This window comes from Roseateles sp. GW823-FHT07B05, from assembly GCF_058794515.1.
This window is the reverse complement of the sequence record NZ_JBXAGX010000001.1, coordinates 63217-79104: the sequence shown is the minus strand read 5'-3', so window position 1 is coordinate 79104 and position 15888 is coordinate 63217. Positions and strand designations below refer to the sequence as shown.

Annotated in this window: 15 protein-coding genes; 8 read left to right on the top strand and 7 right to left on the bottom strand. The window is 72.3% G+C overall.

Features of this window, described 5'->3' with window-relative positions; translation table 11 throughout:
* The first annotated feature begins 22 nt into the window (after positions 1–22).
* Positions 23–517, top strand: coding sequence for a hypothetical protein (locus AC1Q7O_RS00365; protein ID WP_492660249.1), 495 nt, complete (start codon positions 23–25; stop codon positions 515–517).
* A 1-nt stretch (position 518) separates the two neighbouring features.
* Here AC1Q7O_RS00365 and AC1Q7O_RS00360 read toward each other — a convergent pair whose 3' ends face one another.
* The 4 genes from AC1Q7O_RS00360 to AC1Q7O_RS00345 all read right to left on the bottom strand — a co-directional run bounded on the left by AC1Q7O_RS00360 (position 519) and on the right by AC1Q7O_RS00345 (position 5114).
* Positions 519–1289: a nitrilase-related carbon-nitrogen hydrolase gene (locus AC1Q7O_RS00360; protein WP_492660250.1), complete on the bottom strand. Its 771-nt coding sequence runs from the start codon at positions 1287–1289 to the stop codon at positions 519–521.
* Positions 1286–2545 carry a saccharopine dehydrogenase family protein gene (locus AC1Q7O_RS00355; protein WP_492660251.1) on the bottom strand — a complete coding sequence of 420 codons (1260 nt, stop codon included), beginning with the start codon at positions 2543–2545 and terminating at the stop codon, positions 1286–1288. The genes AC1Q7O_RS00360 and AC1Q7O_RS00355 overlap by 4 nt, the downstream gene beginning before the upstream one ends.
* The gene (locus AC1Q7O_RS00350; RefSeq protein ID WP_492660252.1) at positions 2518–3060 is read right to left on the bottom strand and encodes a GNAT family N-acetyltransferase; all 543 of its coding nucleotides are present in this window, start codon (positions 3058–3060) and stop codon (positions 2518–2520) included. The genes AC1Q7O_RS00355 and AC1Q7O_RS00350 overlap by 28 nt, the downstream gene beginning before the upstream one ends.
* 62 nt (positions 3061–3122) lie before the next feature.
* Entirely contained in the window at positions 3123–5114 is a 1992-nt protein-coding gene (locus AC1Q7O_RS00345) for an SDR family oxidoreductase (RefSeq protein ID WP_492660253.1), read from the bottom strand.
* Between the two features lie 174 nt (positions 5115–5288).
* Here AC1Q7O_RS00345 and AC1Q7O_RS00340 point away from each other — a divergent pair, with 174 nt between their 5' ends.
* The 3 genes from AC1Q7O_RS00340 (at position 5289) to AC1Q7O_RS00330 (ending at position 8741) form a co-directional block, all read left to right on the top strand.
* The gene (locus AC1Q7O_RS00340; protein ID WP_492660254.1) at positions 5289–5936 is read left to right on the top strand and encodes a phasin family protein; all 648 of its coding nucleotides are present in this window, start codon (positions 5289–5291) and stop codon (positions 5934–5936) included.
* Positions 5937–5959: 23 nt separating this feature from the next.
* The gene (locus tag AC1Q7O_RS00335) at positions 5960–7219 is read left to right on the top strand and encodes a patatin-like phospholipase family protein (protein WP_492660255.1); all 1260 of its coding nucleotides are present in this window, start codon (positions 5960–5962) and stop codon (positions 7217–7219) included.
* A gap of 112 nt (positions 7220–7331) precedes the next feature.
* The gene (locus tag AC1Q7O_RS00330) at positions 7332–8741 is read left to right on the top strand and encodes a C2 family cysteine protease (protein ID WP_492660256.1); all 1410 of its coding nucleotides are present in this window, start codon (positions 7332–7334) and stop codon (positions 8739–8741) included.
* A 7-nt stretch (positions 8742–8748) separates the two neighbouring features.
* On the opposite strand, the gene ubiM is transcribed toward AC1Q7O_RS00330, so the two are convergent.
* On the bottom strand, positions 8749–9906 hold the full coding sequence (ubiM, locus tag AC1Q7O_RS00325; protein ID WP_492660257.1) for a 5-demethoxyubiquinol-8 5-hydroxylase UbiM: 1158 nt from the start codon (positions 9904–9906) through the stop codon (positions 8749–8751).
* 110 nt (positions 9907–10016) lie between these two features.
* On the opposite strand from ubiM, the gene AC1Q7O_RS00320 reads away from it, so the two are divergent.
* Genes AC1Q7O_RS00320 through AC1Q7O_RS00305 form a run of 4 tightly spaced genes read left to right on the top strand, consistent with a single transcriptional unit; the run spans position 10017 to position 12400 of the window.
* The gene (locus AC1Q7O_RS00320; RefSeq protein WP_492660258.1) at positions 10017–10397 is read left to right on the top strand and encodes a DCC1-like thiol-disulfide oxidoreductase family protein; all 381 of its coding nucleotides are present in this window, start codon (positions 10017–10019) and stop codon (positions 10395–10397) included.
* A gap of 23 nt (positions 10398–10420) precedes the next feature.
* Entirely contained in the window at positions 10421–10930 is a 510-nt protein-coding gene (locus tag AC1Q7O_RS00315) for a demethoxyubiquinone hydroxylase family protein (RefSeq protein ID WP_492662646.1), read from the top strand.
* A complete protein-coding gene (gene ubiG / locus AC1Q7O_RS00310) occupies positions 10923–11669 on the top strand; it encodes a bifunctional 2-polyprenyl-6-hydroxyphenol methylase/3-demethylubiquinol 3-O-methyltransferase UbiG (protein ID WP_492660260.1) in 747 nt (248 codons plus the stop codon). Before AC1Q7O_RS00315 ends, ubiG begins: the two co-directional genes overlap by 8 nt.
* Entirely contained in the window at positions 11666–12400 is a 735-nt protein-coding gene (locus AC1Q7O_RS00305) for an SDR family NAD(P)-dependent oxidoreductase (protein WP_492660261.1), read from the top strand. The genes ubiG and AC1Q7O_RS00305 overlap by 4 nt, the downstream gene beginning before the upstream one ends.
* Here AC1Q7O_RS00305 and AC1Q7O_RS00300 read toward each other — a convergent pair.
* Both AC1Q7O_RS00300 and AC1Q7O_RS00295 read right to left on the bottom strand, forming a co-directional pair.
* Complete coding sequence (locus tag AC1Q7O_RS00300; RefSeq protein WP_492660318.1) at positions 12372–14108, bottom strand: ABC transporter ATP-binding protein; 1737 nt, start codon at positions 14106–14108, stop codon at positions 12372–12374. The two genes, AC1Q7O_RS00305 and AC1Q7O_RS00300, sit on opposite strands and share 29 nt — an antisense overlap.
* A 37-nt stretch (positions 14109–14145) precedes the next feature.
* Positions 14146–15882: an ABC transporter ATP-binding protein gene (locus AC1Q7O_RS00295; RefSeq protein ID WP_492660262.1), complete on the bottom strand. Its 1737-nt coding sequence runs from the start codon at positions 15880–15882 to the stop codon at positions 14146–14148.
* Positions 15883–15888: the final 6 nt, after the last annotated feature.

Here is a 15888-nt window from a genome sequence, read left to right as displayed (position 1 = left end):
GGGCTTTGGCCCGCCTCTCCCCATGACCGACCTGCCGACCGACGACGACGCCCCCTTGCACGAGCCGCGCCTGTGGCGCGACAACGGCTGGACCGCCCAGGTCATCAAGAACGAGGACGACGAGGGCTGGGCCGTCGCGATGTTCAAGGCCGGCGAGAGCGAGCCGGCGCTGGTCGGCCCGTGGACGATGGGCCGCGACAAGAAGAACCCCAAGCCGCTGGACACCACCGCGTTCAACACGCTGGTGAAGACGGCCTCCGAGGTCATCCGCCGCCACGAGCAGCAGCTGCATGCGCAGCTGAACAAGGCGCTGCATGTCGCACGAGACGGCACCTGGATCAAGGTGACGCTGGAGATCGTGCCCGCCGAGGACGACCCCTACGCGTGGCTGGCCGCCTTCGATACCGCCGGCGAGCCGCTGGCCAAGGTCAAGGTCGGCGCCAATTTCCGCTTCACCCAGTCGGCCGCCGAGGCCTGGGTGGACAACGGCTTCGAGCGCCCCGCGGGCCGCGACTGAGTCAGCCCTCGCCCAGCACGACGGTGACCTGCGCCGCCGCATCGCGCGGCAGCGTGGTCACGCGGCGGCCATCCGGCGCGATGACGACGCCGGCACCAAACCCCCGCTGCGTCGGCGCGTTCAACGATTCGGGCCAGTTGCTCTGCAGCACCCAGGCGCCCAGCGCGCGCGCCAACGCCGCGGCGCCGGCCCGGTAGGCCGCGCTGAGCGCCGCCTGCTCGGCGTCGGACTCGCCGATGTAGCTCGGCCAGAACACCACCCTCGGCACCGCCGCGTCGTGCGCGGCCAGCGCCGCGCGCAGCTCGGGCAGCAGCTCGGCGCCGTCCAGCATCTCGCGGCACAGCACCGACGTGGCCAGCACGCCGCCCTGCGCCGTCCAGCCGCGCGCGCCACCGGGCGTGAAGAAGCCTGCCTCGCTGGGCGTCAGGCCGCGCTTGTGCACGCGGCCCACCTCGCGGCCGGCGGCGTCGATGTGCAGATGGCTGCTGAAGACGGCTCCGCCCTCCCCCAGCGTCGGCACGCCCACGGCGGCGGCAACGCCCAGCCGCGCGCAAACGGCACGCAACTGCGCCTCGGCGGCCGCCAACGCATCGGCATCGATCAACGCCGGCACGCCGCGGTGAAAGCCTGTGAGCGCCAGCTCCGTGCAGACGCAGCCCTCGGCGCCGGCCGCAGCGGCTTTCTCCAGCGCCTGCAGCGTCTCGGCCAGGTTGCCCGCCAGCGTGGCGTGCATGCGCGGCTGGCTGATGGCCCAGCGTGGCCCGCCGCTCAAGCCGCGATCTCGAAGCTCAGCCCGGCCCGTGCCTGCAGCCGCCGCACGAGCGCCAGCCCCATCGCGCTGCCGGGCGTCCACACGCCGCCAGGCGTCGCGTCGCGGTCGATGTCCTGCACCAGGCACAGCGCCGCCTCGCTGATGAGCTTGCAGGTGGAGCCGTAGCCGGGGTCACGGTCGCCCTTGACGACGGCGCGCAGCAGCTCGCCGCCGGCCGACTTGCCGCTGAACCACACCTCGTAGCGCCCGGCCTCCCGCGCGGCCGCGTTCGGGCCGTCGCCGGGTTGGGTCAGCACGAAGCGGCGCAGCAGCGCGCGCGTCGGCGTGAAGCCCAGCGCCAGGTTCTGCAGCGTCGTGAAGCGGGCCAGTGCGTGGGCCTTCTTGCGGCCCTTGTCCCCCTGCCCCGGCTTGCCGGTCAGCATCTTCTCGCTGTAGACGAAGCCCTCGCCCCAGGGGTGGCCGCGCAGCGCGTTGCTGCGGTGCACGTTCTTGGTGTTGATGGTGGCCATGACGAACGGGCCGGTCCAGGCATCGGCCCAGTCGTCGAAGTCCGCGTCCTGGTCGTTCGGCTGCCTGGGGCCCTTGAAGCCGCCAGACAGCGAGAACGGGTTGACCATGACCTGGAGCAGCGAGCGGTCGCGGCGGATCGCCTCGATGGTTTCCATCATGCTGGCCAGCGTGCCGCCGGACGCGGCGCCCTTGAGCCGCGCGACGCGGCCACGGACCTCGGGCAGCGGCGCGCCGAAGCGGGCCTGCGCCTCGGCCTGCAGGAAGACGACGCCGAGGTCGAACGGGATGGAGTCGAAGCCGCACGAGAACACGATGCGCGCGCCGCTCTTCTGCGCGGCGGGCGCGAGTTTGTCGATCATCTGTGCCATCCACAGCGGCTCGCCGCAGAGGTCCACGTAGTCGGTGCCGCCCTCGGCGCAGGCGGTGGCCAGGGGCTCGCCATGCAATTGGTACGGGCCCACGGTGGTGATGACGACGCGGGTGCGTGCCACCAGCGCCTTGAGCGATGCGGCGTCGGCCGCGTCGGCCTTCAGCAGCGCCACCGCCGGCGGCAGGTGCAGTTCGTCGCGCACCCGGGCCAGCTTGTCGAGGCTGCGCCCGGCGATCGCCCAGCGCGCGCCGGCGGCGCCGCTGAGGTGCAGGTACTCGGCCACCAGCCGGCCGGTGAAGCCGGTGGCACCGAAGACGATGAGGTCGAACTCGCGCGCGCCGGTCGCCATCACGCGCGCCCCTTCAGGGCCATCCATTCGCTGCGCAGCAGGCTCAGCGAATGGCAGTCCACATACTCGCCGGCGACGAAGACGACGCCGCGCTGGATGCCCTCATGCGTGAAGCCGCACTTCTCGGCCACGCGCCGCGACGCGTGGTTGTGCACGGACATGCCGCAGGACAGCCGGTTCACCGGCCAGTTCTCGAACAGGTAGTCCACCAGCAGCGATGCCGCCTCGGTGGCCAGGCCCTGGCCGCGCATGGCCACGTCGGCCATCGTCCAGCCGATCTCGCGCGCCGTCGTGTAGCGGGCCGCGGCGAAGTGCACCACGTCGCCGATGACGCTGCCGTCGATGAGGTGGCAGATCAGCAGCCGCTCGGCGTCTTCATTGGCGAAGCCGGTGTCCTTCCAGCGCTGGTCCACCGCGTGCGGCGTCATCATCCGCGTGCCCAGGAAGGCGCCGTAGATCTGCGGGTCGCCGCGCGTGCGCTTGAGCCAGGGCAGGTCGTCCTCGGTCACGTAGCGAAGGCCGACGCGTTGTCCTCTGAGCATCTCTTCTGTCTCCCTGAAGCGAAAAGCCCGGCCGAAGCCGGGCCGCATGGCAGTGTGCCTCGTCAGAAGTGAATGCCGCGCATCATCTGCTGCAGCGCGATGGCCTCGGGCGACAGGCCACCGCCCTTCTTCTCGCCCTTGGCGGCGTCGCTGTCCGGGAACATGCGGAACGTCGTGTTCATGACGATCTGCGCGATGCGCGGCGCCACGGCGTGCAGCAGCTGGCCCGTCATGCCCAGCCGCGTGGCGATGCGCACCGGCTTGGCCACGCAGGCCTGCGCGATCATGTCGGCGGCCTCCTCGGGCGACAGCGTGGGCACGTTGTTGTAGATCTTGGTGGGCGCAATCATGGGCGTGCGCACCAGCGGCATGTTGATCGTCGTGAACGTGATGCCGGTGTCGGCGAACTCGCTGGACGCGCAGCGCGTCCACGCGTCCAGCGCGGCCTTGCTGGCCACGTAGGCGCTGAAGCGCGGCGCGTTCGTCAGCACGCCGATGGAGCTGATGTTGACGATGTGGCCCTTCTTCTTGGCCGCCATGCCGGGCAGCAGGCCCATGGTGACGCGCAGGCAGCCGAAGTAGTTCAGGTCCATCGTGCGCTGGAAGTCGTGGAAGCGGTCGTAGCTGCTCTCGATGGCGCGGCGGATGGAGCGGCCGGCGTTGTTGATGAGGAAGTCCACGCCACCGAACTCGGTGTTGCACCACTCGATGAGGTTGGCGGCGCCCTCCTCGTCGGCGATGTCGCAGGCAAAGGCATGCACCTGTGCGCCCTTGCCCGCCTTGTCCCTGATCTCCTTCACGGCCTCGTCGAGCTTGGCCTGGTCACGCGCGCAGATCAGCGTGATCGCGCCGGCCTCGGCGAACTTGATGGCCGCGGCCAGGCCGATGCCCGACGAGCCGCCGGTCACCAGCACCACCTTGCCACCGGTGGCGCCCTTCAGCGAGCGGTCGATGAAGAGGTCGGGGTCGAGGTGACGCTCCCAGTAGTCCCACAGCCGCCACGCGTAGTCGTTCAGGTCGGGGCAGGCGACGCCCGAGCCCTTCAGCGCGGCCTCGGTGTCGCGGCAGTCGAAGCGCGTCGGGTAGTTGATGAAGGTGAACATGTCCTCGGGCAGGCCGAGGTCCTTCATCACCGCGTTGCGGATGCGGCGCACCGGCGCCAACGCCATCAGGCCCTTCTTGACGCTCTTGGGAATGAAGCCCATCAGCGCCGCGTTGATGAACAGGTTCATCTTGGGCGCGTGCGCGGCCTTGCTGAAGATGTCCAGCACGTCGCCGACGCGGTAGCCCTTGGGGTCCACCAGGTGGTAGCAGCCCTGGCCCTTCGTGACCTTGTGCGAGATGTGGTCCAGCGCGTCGACGACGAAGTCCACCGGCACGATGTTGATGCGCCCGCCCTCCAGGCCCACGCTGGGCATCCACGGCGGCAGGATCTGGCGCATGCGCTGGATCAGCTTGAAGAAGTAGTAAGGTCCGTCGATCTTGTCCATCTCGCCGGTGTGCGAGTCGCCCACCACGAGCGCGGGGCGGTACACCGTCCACGGCCGCTTGCACTCCTTGCGCACGATCTTCTCGCTCTCGTGCTTGGTCATGAAGTACGGGTGGTCGAGGTTCTCGGCCTCGTCGAACATGTCTTCGCGGAACACGCCCTCGTACAGGCCGGCCGCCGCGATCGATGACACGTGGTGCACATGGCCGGCATCGATGGCCTGCGCAAACTCCACCATCGAGCGGGTTCCCTCGATGTTGACGGCCACCTGCGACTCTTCGTCGGCGCCCAGGTCGTAGACGGCGGCGAGGTGGTAGAGATGGTCGATCTGGCCCTTCAGGCCCTTGATGACGTCGGCCGCCACGCCCAGCTTCTTGGCGGTCAGGTCGCCGTACACGGGGATCGCGCGGGTCTTGCTGACGCCCCAGTAGGCCAGCAGATCGGGCAGTTTGGCGGCGCTTTCCTCGCGCATGAGGAAGTGGACCGTGCTGCCCCGGCGCGCCAGCAGCTTCTTGACGAGGCGCTTGCCGATGAAGCCGGTGGCACCGGTGACGAAATACTGCATGCGGGGTCTCCTGCTTGTGGGGGTTTCGCCTGATTCTTCACCAGCGCCACGGGCCGCCCGCTGGGCACTTTCCCGAGTGGGCACATAGAGCCCTCTCACTAGGAATGGCCGCGCCGCCGGGCCGGGGCGCCGCTACAGTCCCATCGGCAATTCGCTCTTATCGAAAGGACAACCATGGTCAAGAAGCTCCAGAAGATGGCTGACAAGAAGAAGGCTGCCGCCGCCACCGGCTTCCCGGCTGGCCTGCTCGACAGCGCGATGGCACAGAACGTCAAGGACAGCGCCCAGCAGATCTGGGCCGCCGGTCTCGCCTCCTTCGCCAAGGCCCAGGGTGAAGGCTCCAAGGTCTTCGAGGCCCTCGTCTCCGAAGGACTGAAATTGCAGAAGAAGACCCAATCCGCCGCCGAAGAGAAGCTCAGCGCCGTGGCCAGCAAGGTCAGCAGCGTCGCCGGCGATGTCGGCGCCAAGGCTGGCCAGCAGTGGGACAAGCTGGAATCCATCTTCGAACAACGCGTCGCCAAGGCGCTGCAAGGCCTGGGCGTGCCCACCAAGGGCGACATCGACGCGCTGATCAAGCGCATCGACGCGCTGGCCGTCGCTACCGGCGTGGAGCCGGCGAAGAAGGCAGCCAAGCAGCCCGCTGCCAAGCCCGCCGCGACCAAGGCCGCCCCCGCCGCCAAGAAGGCCGCCGCCACGCCGGCCAAGAAGGTGGCTGTCGCCGCCAAGCCCGCGGCCGCTGCCAAGAAGGCCGCCCCGGCCAAGAAGGCCCCGGCCGCCAAGAAGGCCGCTGCGCCCAAGGCCGAGCCCGCCGCTCAGGCCTGAGCACGGGCTGACGCATCCCGCCCATGAGCCAGCAGCCACGCATCGGCCTGGCCCTGGCGGGTGGCGGCCCGCTGGGCGCCATCTATGAGGTGGGCGCGCTGTGCGCCCTCGAAGAGGCCGTCGCCGGCCTCGACGTCACCGCCTGCGACGGCTACATCGGCGTCAGCGCAGGCGGCTTCATCGCGGCGGGGCTGGCCAACGGCATGACGCCGCGCCAGCTCTGCGCCGCCTTCATCGAGAACAGCGCCGAGGCGCCCGACCGCTTCGACCCCGCCGAGCTGCTGCAGCCGGCCTGGGCCGAGTTGGGACAGCGGCTGCGGCTGCTGCCGGGCCTGCTGGCCGACTCGGCCCGCGAGGTGCTGCTGGAAGGCCGCTCCAAGCTCGCCACGCTGGAACGCCTGGGCCGCGCGCTGCCCACCGGCCTGCTCAGCAGCGAACGCTTCGGCGAGGCGCTGACGCGCGTGCTGACGCAGCCCGGCCGCAGCAACGACTTCCGCGAGCTGCGCCGGCCACTGGTGCTCGTCGCGACCGACCTGGACAGCGGCGAGGCCGTGCCCTTCGGCGCGCCGGGCTGGGACGACGTGCCCATCTCGCGCGCCGTGCAGGCCAGCGCCGCGCTGCCGGGGCTGTTCCCACCGGTCGAGATCGCCGGCAGGCACTACGTCGACGGCGCGCTGAAGAAGACGCTGCACGCCTCCGTGCTGCTGGACCGCGGGCTGGACCTGCTGATCTGCCTGAACCCGCTGGTGCCCTACGCCAGTGACCGCCGCTCCACCGCCCGCGAGGACCGCTCGCGCCGCGCCCGCGACCTGGCCCGCAAGCTGGGCCGCCCGGCCGGCCGCGCGCTGCAGCCGCACATCCACCGGCTGGTGGACGGCGGCCTGCCGCTGGTGCTGTCGCAGACCTTCCGCTCGCTGATCCACTCGCGGCTGGAGCTGGGCATGCGCGGCTACGAGCTGAGCCACCCGCAGACCGACATCGTGCTGCTGGAACCCAACCCGCGCGACGCCGAGTTCTTCCTCGCCAACACCTTCAGCTACCGCCAGCGCCGCCACCTCGCCGAGCACGCCTATCAGGCCACGCGCGAGCTGCTGCGCCAGCGCGCCGCCGAGCTGAAGCCGCAGTTCGCGCGGGCCGGCCTCACGCTGCGCGAGGACGTGCTGGCCAGCCGCGAGGCCCGCCTGCTGCCCGCGCCGGGCGAGACGCGCACGGAGCAGGCGCTGCGCTCGCTGCGCAACAGCCTGACGGTGCTGGAAGCGCGCAAATCAAGCACTCACCCCTAGAAGCAGGCGGTTCCCCAAGCGGAAGGATGCCTGGCGCCGGGCACGCGCCCAGACTGACTTCGCCATCGCACGGCATCGGGCCGCGGATGGCGTTGTCACTCTGGAGGCGCACATGCCCATCTCAACCCTTCCCGACTCCGCCCTCACCGGCCCCGTGCTGACTGAGCCCCCCAAGGGTGCCGCCGCTCCCGGCTGCGCCATCAACCCCTACGCCCTCGCGGAAGTCATCGCCGGCAAGCCCATCGACTGGAAACAGGTCGACGACAAGCCGGCGCTGCTGGAGCAGATCCTCGGCGCGCCCTACGAGGAACTGTTCGACCCGAAGTACGGCGGCCCGCTCTACATCGGCGGCGCGCGCCAGGCCGACGGCAGCATGCGCGCGCAACGCTCCTCGCTGCTGGACGTGGAAGTGGCGCGCGGCGCCAACGACGTCGAGCGCCCGCCGATCGCCGAGCTGGCCGGCCTGACGTCGCTGAAGGACATCGCCCGCACGCTCCAGCTCAAGTCGCTCGAAGAGCTGACCGTGGCCTGCTTCGACTGGAGCCGCGCCACCCGGCTGCAGCTCACCTTCGACCTGCCGCGCGCCGTCAGCGACCTGCGCATGGCCCGCCACTACACGCCCGACATCGTGCGCACCGTCAGCTTCGACGCGGCCCTCAAGCTCGGCAACACGCAGGACTGGACGCCGCCCAACGGCGGCACCTGGCAGGAAGCCGGCCGCTTCTTCAATGAGACCGCCGAGTTCTTCGACCCCGTGCAGGGCGCCGTCGCCAACTGCTACTACATCGCGTCGCTGTCCGCGGTGGCGTGGTCGCAGCCCTACCGCATCGCGCAGCAGACCCGCGCCACCGGCATGGCACAGAGCCAGTTCATGGATCGCGTGACCTTCTACAAGCCCGACAACCAGGGCATCGACCGCGAGATCGAGGTCAGCCAGACGGTGCCCAAGACCAGCGGCGGCGGCTTCATCTACGCCCGCTCCAGCGAGGGCGGCGAGGCCTGGCCCGCCATCTACGAGAAGGCCTTCGCCAAGCTCAAGACCGGCACGACGACCGACCACCCCGACATCACTGCCACCGGCTGGGGCGACTGCGTCTGGGCCTCGGCCCAGCTGACCGGCGGCAACCGCGCCTACTACGACACCGCGTCGCGCACGGCCGACCAGCTGTGGCACACGCTGCGCAGCAACTGCCTGAGCTACCGCACGATCCGGCCGATGACAGCCTGGACCTACGGCTCGGGCGCCGACGCGCCGGATCACGTCGACTACAACACCGCGCACGTCGTCGGCTCGCACTGCTACACGGTGCTGGGCTGGGCGTACCGCAACTGCAAGCGCTACATCCTGCTGCGCAACCCCTGGGGCAACACGGAAGCCACCGCGGGCGCGCTGGACGCGACGGTCAACGCCTACGACGTGAGCTGGTGGCGGCCCATCACGCTGAAGGACACCGACGGCACGTTCGCGATGGAGATCGGCACCTTCAAGCGCTACTTCGCCGGCTTCGGCACCGTGTACTGACGCGCCCTCAGGCGTCCACCAGCCGCCGCGTGATCGCCGCACGCAGGGGCTGCACGTGGCGGGCGATGTCGATGACCGCCCGCCGCAGCGCCAGCACCGGCGCGCGGTCGTCCGTGAAGAAGCGCACCAGCGCGTTGGTGCCCGCGTACAGCGGCCCGGCCGCGCGGCGGTGCTCGGCCTCGTAGGCCTGCAGCGGGCCCGGTGCGCCCGCATCGCCCGCCGCAGCCAGCCGGCGCGACAGCGCCTCGATGCCGTACAGCCCGAGGTTGTAGCCATGCGCCGTCACCGGGTGCATGCCCACGGCCGCGTCGCCGATCAGCGCGAAGCGCGCCGCCACGAAGCGCTCCGCCCACACCGCCACCAGCGGGTAGACGTGGCGCGCGCCCGCCACCCGCATGGCGCCCAGGCGGCCGTCGGCGGCCTGCGTGATGGCCGCGGCCAGCGCGGCATCGTCCATCGCGGCCAGGCGCGGCAGCTCGGCGTTCGCCACGGTCCACACGGCCGAGCTGCGCTGGCCGTTCATCGGCAGCAGCGCCAGCGTGTGGCCCTGCAGAAAGCACTCCTGCGCCAGGCCGCCGTGGTCCACCTCGTGCGCCAGCGGCACCAGCAGCGCGCTGCGGCCGAAGTCGCGGTGCCGGGCGCCGATGCCGGCCAGCCGGCGCAGCGTGGAGAAGCGGCTGTCCGCCGCGACGACCAGCGGCGCCGCATGCACCTCGCCGCAGCGGGTGCGCACGTGCGCCTGTTGCGCATCGGCCTCGAAACCCGTGACGGTGCGGCCGCACAGCACCGGCACGCCGCGCTCGCGCGCCCCCGCCCAGGCCGCCGCGCGCAGCAGGTGGTTGGACACCAGCCAGCCCAGGTCCTGCCCGGGCGCCTCGAACGGCAGCGCCGTGGCCGAGCCGCTGGAGCGCACGCTGGCGCGGCGCAGCGGCGCGATGTCGGGCAGGCGCTGCCACAGGCCCAGGCCTTCCAGCACGCGGCGCGAGCGGTGTGTCAGCGCAATCTCGCGGCCGTCGTTGGCCGGGGCGGCCAGCGCCGCCTCGTCGGCCTGCTCCAGCACGCGCACGGCCAGGCCGCGGTCGTGCAGCGCACAGGCCAGCGCCAGGCCGGCCGGGCCGGCCCCGCAGACGACAACCGAGGGCTCAAGGCGGGCGAGTTCGTTCATGGCCGCAGAGCCTAGGCGGAGGCCGGCGGCGGCGCCTTGACGCAGGTCAGCACCCCCCGGATTCCCGAGCGCGCCATGGGGTTCCCCGGCTGCGGGCAGCATGCCGGGTCATGACATCGCCCCCGACCACCACCAAGCCCACCGTCTACTTCGACGGCGCCTGCCCCGTGTGCCGGCGCGAGATCGCCGTCTACCAGCGCGGCGCCGGCGCCGAGGCGGTGTGCTGGGTGGACGCCAGCGCCTGCCCGCCGAACGCGCTGGGCCGCGACCTGGACCGCGGCGCGGCCCTCGCCCGCCTGCACCTGCGCCTGCCGGACGGCCGCCTGGTGCACGGCGCCGCGGCCTTCCTGGCGATGTGGGCCGCCCTGCCCCAGCATCCGTGGCTGGGCCGCCTCGCCCGGCTGCTGGACCGCCCGCCCCTCGTGCGCCTGCTGGACCTCGCCTACGGCGCCTTCCTGCGGCTGCGCCGGCTGTGGCGCCCGGCGCGGTGAGCGCCGTCTGGACGCCGGCCGCCATGCCCGCCTGGCTGGTGGCCGACCTGCGCAGCGACCAGGCCGGCGAGACTGGCGCGGTGTGGATCTACCGCGGCGTGCTGGCCGTCAGCCGCGACCCGGCGCTGCGCGCGTTCGCCCAGCGCCACGGCGCCACCGAGCGCCGCCACCTGGGCCTCATCGAGGCCTGCCTGCCCGCCGCCGACCACAGCCGGCTGCTGCCCCTGTGGCGGCTGGCCGGCTGGCTGACCGGCGCGCTGCCGGCGCTGTTCGGGCCGCGCGCGGTGTACGCCACCGTCGCCGCGGTGGAGACCTTCGTCGACCGGCACTACCAGGCCCAGGTGGACCGCCTGGCCGGCCACGCCGCCTGGGCGCCGCTGCGCGAGCTGCTGGACGGCTGCCGGCGCGACGAGGTCGATCACCGCGACGAGGCCGCGTCCCAGGCCGGCCAGCCGGGCGTGCTGATGCGCGCCTGGTGCCGCCTCGTCGGCGCCGGCTCGGCCGCGGCCGTCACGCTGTGCCGCCATGTCTGACAGTCCCACCGTCCGCGCCGACGAGATCGCCCGCTTCGACGCCTGGAGCGCCACCTGGTGGGATGCCCGCGGCCCGATGCGGCCGCTGCACGTCACGCAGGCGCTGCGCGGCCGCTGGGTGCGCGAGGCCGCCGAGCGCCACTTCGGCCGGCCGCTGGCCGGGCTGCGCGTGCTGGACGTGGGCTGCGGCGGCGGGCTCATGAGCGAAGCGCTGGCGCGCCAGGGGGCGCAGGTCGTGGGCATCGATGCGTCGGCCGGCAACATCGGCGCCGCACGCCGCCACGCCGCGCCGGACCCCGCCGTGTCGGCCCGGCTGGACTACCGGCACGGCGACCCGGCCAGCGCGCTGCAGCCCGGCGAACGGTTTGACGTGGTGCTGGCGCTGGAGGTGGTGGAGCATGTGGACGACGTGCCCGCCTTCCTCGCGCAGGTGGCCGCCGCCGTCGCCCCGGGCGGGCTGCTGGTGGCGTCCACGATCAACCGCACTGCACGCAGCTGGCTGCTGGCCATCGCCGCGGCCGAGTACCTGCTGCGCGTGCTGCCGGTCGGCACGCACCGCTGGCGCCAGTTCGTCACGCCCGACGAGCTGGAGGCCGCCGCCGCCCAAGCTGGCCTGCGGCCGCTGCAGCGCCTGGGCATGCGCTACCTGCCGGTGCTGCACCGCGCCCGCTGGACGCGCGACACCTCGGTCAACTACCTGGCGAGCTTTGCCCGCCCCACCCCGGAGACCTCTGCATGACCCCCATCGCCCTCGTCACCGGCGCCCGCGGCGGCATCGGCCGCGCGCTGTGCGCACAACTGCAGGCCCAGGGCTGGCAGGTGGCCGCCGTCGGCCGCGATGCCGCCGCGCTGGCCGACGTGCCTGCCCAGCTGCACATTGCCGCGGACACCACCACGCCGGAAGGCGCCGCCGCGGCCGTGGTCGCCTGCCGCGACGCACTGGGCACGCCAACGCGGCTGGCGCACTGCGTGGGCAGCACGCTGATCGCGCCCCTTCACCGCAGCAAGCCCGAGCAGGTGCGCGAGGTGCTGCGCGTCAACCTCGACAGCGCGCTCTACATGCTGGGCGCCTGGCTGGAGGCATTGCGCGAACCGCCGCAGCCCGGCGCGGCGGTGTTCGTGAGCTCGGTGGTGGCCGGCATCGGCGTGGCCAACCATGAGGCCATCGCGGCAGCCAAGGGGGGCATCGAGGCGCTGGTGCGCAGCGCCGCGGCCAGCTACGCGGTGCAGGGCCTGCGCGTGAACGCGGTCGCCCCGGGCATGACCGACACGCCCATGACCGCGGCCATGCTCAAGCAGCCCGCCATGCGCGAGGGCGCGGCCAGGCAATACCCGCTGGGCGGCGTGCAGACCGCCGACGAGGTGGCCGGCGTGATGGCCTGGCTGCTGTCCGACGCCGCCGCGCGCCTCACCGGCCAGGTGCTGCCGGTGGACGGTGGCTTCACGAAGATCCGGCCTCTGGTTCGCTAGGCGTTTCTTCCAGCGTCTGCAGCTCCACCAGGCGGCGGTACAAGCCGCCGTCCAGCGCCATCAGCGCCTCGTGCGTGCCGCGCTCCTGCAGCCGGCCGTGGTTGAGCACCAGGATCTGGTCGGCCGCACGGATGGTGGACAGCCGGTGCGCGATGGCGATGACGGTCACGCGGCCGTGCAGCGCGGCCAGCGCCTCGCCCAGGCGCACCTCGGTCTCGCTGTCGACATTGCTGGTGGCCTCGTCCAGGAACAGCAGCCGCGGCGCGCCGGCCAGCGCCCGGGCCATGGCCAGCAGCTGCTTCTGGCCGCTGGAGACGCGCGCGCCGCCTTCGCCCAGCCGGGTGTCGTAGCCCTGCGGCAGGGCCAGGATGAAGTCATGCGCGCGGGCCGCCTTGGCCGCGTCCTCCACGGCGGCATCGCTGATGCCGGGCCGGCCCATCGCGATGTTCTCGCGCACGCTGGCCGCCATCAGCAAGGCCTCCTGCGGCACCAGGCCCACGGCGTCGCGAAACGCCGCGTCGGGCACGGCGTGCAGCGGCTGGCCGTCGATGGTGATGCGGCCCTGCTGCGCGGTGTAGAAGCGCAGCAGCAGCGACAGCAGCGTGCTCTTGCCGCTGCCGGTGTGGCCCACGATGCCGGTGAAGCTGCCGGCCGGGATGTCCACGTCCAGCCCGTGCAGCACCGGCCGCGCGGGGTCGTAGCCGAAGCCCAGGCGATCGATGCGGATCTGGCCGCGCGTGATGGGCGCGCCGTTCTGCGGCGCCCCGCGGTGCTCATCCTCCTCCAGCAGCGCCCGCACGCGCGACGCGGCCACCATGGCCTGCTGCAGCTGGCCGAACTGCATGGTGATCTGGATCAGCGGCTCGACGACGCGGGCGATGTAGGACAGGAAGGCGTAGAGCAGCCCCACCTCCAGCCCCGACAGCTCGCGCCGGCCGAAGCCGTAGATGACGGTGACGAGCAGCAGCACGTTCAGCAGATCCAGCGCCGGGCGCAGCAGCCACGCGTTGGCGCGCAGCTCGGCGATGCGCGACAGCCGGTGCTCGGCGTTCACCGCCTCGAAGCGCTCGCCGAAGCGCCCGGCCGCGCCGGCCGCCTGCAGCACCGCCATGCCGGCCATGCTCTCGGCCATCTGCGCATTGATGTCGCTGCGCAGCTGGCGCGTGCGCGCCACGGCCGGCGCGGAGAGCTTCTGGTAGCCCAGGATGATGCCCACCATGGCCGGCACCAGCGTCGCGACAATGAGCATCAGCCGCCAGTCCAGGAAGGCCATCGCCACCAGCGAGCCGGCAACTACGATGGACGAGTCCAGCATCACGTACAGCACCTGCCGGTAGAGCTGGTTCACCGCCTCGGTGTCGTTGGTGACGCGGCTGACGAGCTGGCCGGTGATGGCCTTGTCGAAGAAGGCCATGGGCAGCGCCAGCACATGCGCGTAGACCCGCTCGCGCAGCCGCAGCACCGAGCGCCGCGCCACGCCGGCCATGCGCGACAGCTGCGCGTAGCGGATCCAGCTCGCCGCCCAGCCGGTCAGCAACACCGACGCCAGCAGCGCGGCCATCGCGCCGAGGTCGTAGTGGCCGGGCAGCAGGTGGTGGTCGATGTAGCGCTTGCCGAGGATGGGGCCCAGCGCCTCCAGCGCGGCCGCCAGCAGCAGCCACAGGCCGCCGCGGATCAGCTGCGGGCGCTCGGGCGCCGCCGAGTCCATCAGCAGGCCGACGCTTTGCCAGGGCTTCTCGGTCGACTTACTCGGCTTCAAGGCTGGCCTCGATCTGTTGATAGCGCCACTGGGCCGCGTACCAGCCGCCCAGTTCGAGCAGCTGCGCATGCGTGCCGCGCTCGATGACATGGCCCTGCTTCAGCACGATGACCTCGTCGGCATCCATGACGGCGGACAACCGGTGCGCGATGACGATGACGCTGCGATCGGGCCTGGCTGCGCGCAGCTCGCGCAGGTGGTCGAGGATGGCCGTCTCGGTGCCGGTGTCGACAGCCGACAGCGCGTCGTCCAGCACCAGCAATGCAGCGTCGGACAGCAGCGCCCGCGCGATGGCCACGCGCTGGCGCTGGCCGCCGGACAGCGTCACGCCGCGCTCGCCCACCTCCGTCGCGTAGCCGTGCGGCAGCCGGGCGATGTCGTCGTGCACGGCGGCCAGGCGGGCGGCGGCCTCGATGTCGGCCGGCGTGGCGCCAGGTCTTGCCAGCGCGATGTTGTCGGCCACCGAGGCCGAGAACAGGAAGGGCTCCTGCGGCACCCAGGCGATGTGCGCGCGCAGCGTGGCCAGCGGCAGCTCGGGCAGCGGCACCCCGCCCAGCATCAGCCGGCCCGCGTCGGGCTCCGCCTGGCGCAGCAGCAGCCGCACGAGCGTGGACTTGCCGGCACCGGTGGCGCCCACGATACCCAGCGTGCGGCCCGGTGGCAGCGTCAGGTCCACGCCGTCCAGCGCTGGCCGCTTGGCGCCCGGGAACCGGAAGCTCAGCCCCTCGGCGGTCAGCGTCGCGCCGGGCAGCAGCGCCGCTCGGCCTTCATCGGCCAGCGTCAGCGGCGCATCCAGCACCGGCGCCAGCCGCGCCCAGGCGGCGCGGCCGCGCTCCAGCAGCGACAACACCCAGCCCGCCGCGAACATGGGCCAGATCAGCTGGCCCAGGTACATCGTGAACGCGGTCAGCTGACCGATCGTGATCTCGCGCTGCGCCACCAGCCAGCCGCCCACGGCCAGCGCGATGGCGAACGCCGCGCCCAGCGTCATGCCCACGGCCGGCTCGTAGGCGGCCTCCCAGCGCTGCGAGCGAAAGGCCGCCTCGGCGGCGCTGTCGGCCAGCGCGCCGAAGCGCTGGCGGCTGCGGTCCACCAGGCCCAGCGCCCGCAGCGTGCGCACGCCGGCCAGGCTTTCCTGCACCTGCTGGTTGAGGTCACCAAAGCGGTTGAGCGAGTCCTGCGCGGCCTCGTGCAGATGCTTGCTGATCCACCAGAACGCCAGCCCCATCAGCGGGAACGGCAGCAGCGCGGCGAGGCCCAGCCGCCAGTCGATGGACAGCGTCATCATCGCCAGCACCAGCAGCAGCGTCTGCGTGCCGTCGAAGCCGGCCAGCATCGCCTCGCCGGCAGCCATCTCGACGGTGTCGATGTCGTTGGTGGCCAGTGCCATCAGGTCGCCGGTGCGCTGCTGCTGGAAATAGGCCGGCCCCTGCAGCGCCAGCCGCGCGAACAGCCGCGTGCGCAGCCGCGCGCCGAGCCGGTAGGCCGCCTTGAACAGCGTCAGCCGCCAGCCCACGCGCAACAGGTAGATGGCGAGTCCTGCGAGCACCAGCAGCGACAGCGGCTCGATGAGCGCCGGGCCCTGGAGCTTGCCGGCCACCAGCGCGTCAACGACATGGCCCACCTGGCGGGGAATCCAGACGGTCATCGCCGCAATGCAGGTCAGCATGACCGCAGCCGACGCGTAGGCGCGCCAGTGCGCGCGCACGAAGGTGGCGAGCATGCGGGA